At 68.7% G+C, this 1,363-nt stretch carries 1 protein-coding gene; it reads right to left on the reverse strand.

The genetic code is table 11. The annotated features are described in order from the left end of the window. Nucleotides 1-179: 179 nt before the first annotated feature. Complete coding sequence (locus AB0873_RS32555) at nt 180-1,325, reverse strand: IS701 family transposase (protein ID WP_366604639.1); 1,146 nt, start codon at nt 1,323-1,325, stop codon at nt 180-182. Between the last annotated feature and the right edge of the window lie 38 nt (nt 1,326-1,363).

A 1,363-nucleotide genomic window follows, 5' to 3' on the forward strand; every position in this document is an offset into this window, starting at 1 on the left:
CTAGTACTGCAACGGCAGTTATGGCGGGTAGCCGCGTTGGCGGTAGTGGCTGGTGCGGGCTTGGTGTTGGCGTCGGCGGCGCCAGCGTGACCAGGCCCAGATGCGTGTCGGGCAGGGCGGGACCGTGAAGGTCAGGGACACCATGAGTCGGCGGATCTCCGGTACGGTGTAGCCGATCATCATGTCCTCGCCGCGAGCGATTCCCCTTTTGCAGCAACGGTTCTGGCGACGGCGAGCCAGGCGTGGGTGGCCATGGCGAGGGTGATGTGGGCGTGCCAGGCACGCCAATCACGGACCTGGTAGTCGTCCAGGCCGGCTTCTTGTTTGGCCTGCTGGAAGCACTCCTCGACGGCCCACCGGCTACCGGCGACGCGGGCGAGGTCGATCAGTCGGGTGCGGCGGGGTCCGTAGCAGACGTAGTAGGCGATCTCGCCGGTACTGAGGTTGCGCCTGGCCAACAGCCAGTGGCCGCGGCCGGGTCGCCAGCAGATGCGTATCGGCATACGGGCCCAGTCGTAGTCGCGGGGGCCGTGCGCGCCCGCGCCGGCGGACAGGCGGCACCACGCCTGGACGGGCAGCGCCGCGATCAGCTCGTCGGCGCGGGCCGCGCCCATCGCGGTGGTGATCATGTCGTCGTTGCGGCGGGTCGCCAGCACATAGCCCACGTCACGCTGCTCCAGCCAGACCCGCAGGCTCTTGACCTGCCCGTAAGCCTCGTCGGCAGTGACCCACCCGACCGGCACCCCGGCGTCGAGGGCCCGTGTCAGCAACGTCTTGGCGATCTGCGGCTTGGTCGCGAACTCGACGTCGTCCGGGATGCCCGCGGCGCGGCACCGTTCACGGTCGTCAGTCCACGTCGCGGGTAGATACAACTGCCGGTCGATCAATCCGTGTCCCTTGGCCGAGCGGTAGGCCAGAAACACCCCGACCTGGCAATTCTCGACCCTGCCGGCAGTGCCGGAATACTGCCGGGCGACCCCGGCAGAGCGCACACCCTTCTTCAGGAAGCCGGTGTCGTCGACAATCAGCACGCCCTGGGGGTCGCCAAGGTGCTCGACCAGGTAGTCACGCACGTCATCACGGACCGCCTCGACGTCCCAGTCAGCCCAGCGAAGCAACCGCTGCATCCCGTCCGGTGACACCTCACCCGCGCGCTCGGCCAGGGTCCAGCCGTTCTTCCGCTCAAGTCCGGCGGCCAGCCCGCACAGGTACTGCCGGACCCGAACCCGCGGCTCGGCACGCCGGAAGCGACCCGCGATCCGCGCGTGCAACCGATCCAACTCCGCCGCCCACGCATCGACCTCCGCCACCGCCACGGCAGACATCATGCACTACACGGCATCCACAACTGCCGTTGCAGTAC

The organism is Micromonospora sp. NPDC047707 (genome assembly GCF_040704235.1).
GTDB lineage: Bacteria > Actinomycetota > Actinomycetes > Mycobacteriales > Micromonosporaceae > Micromonospora.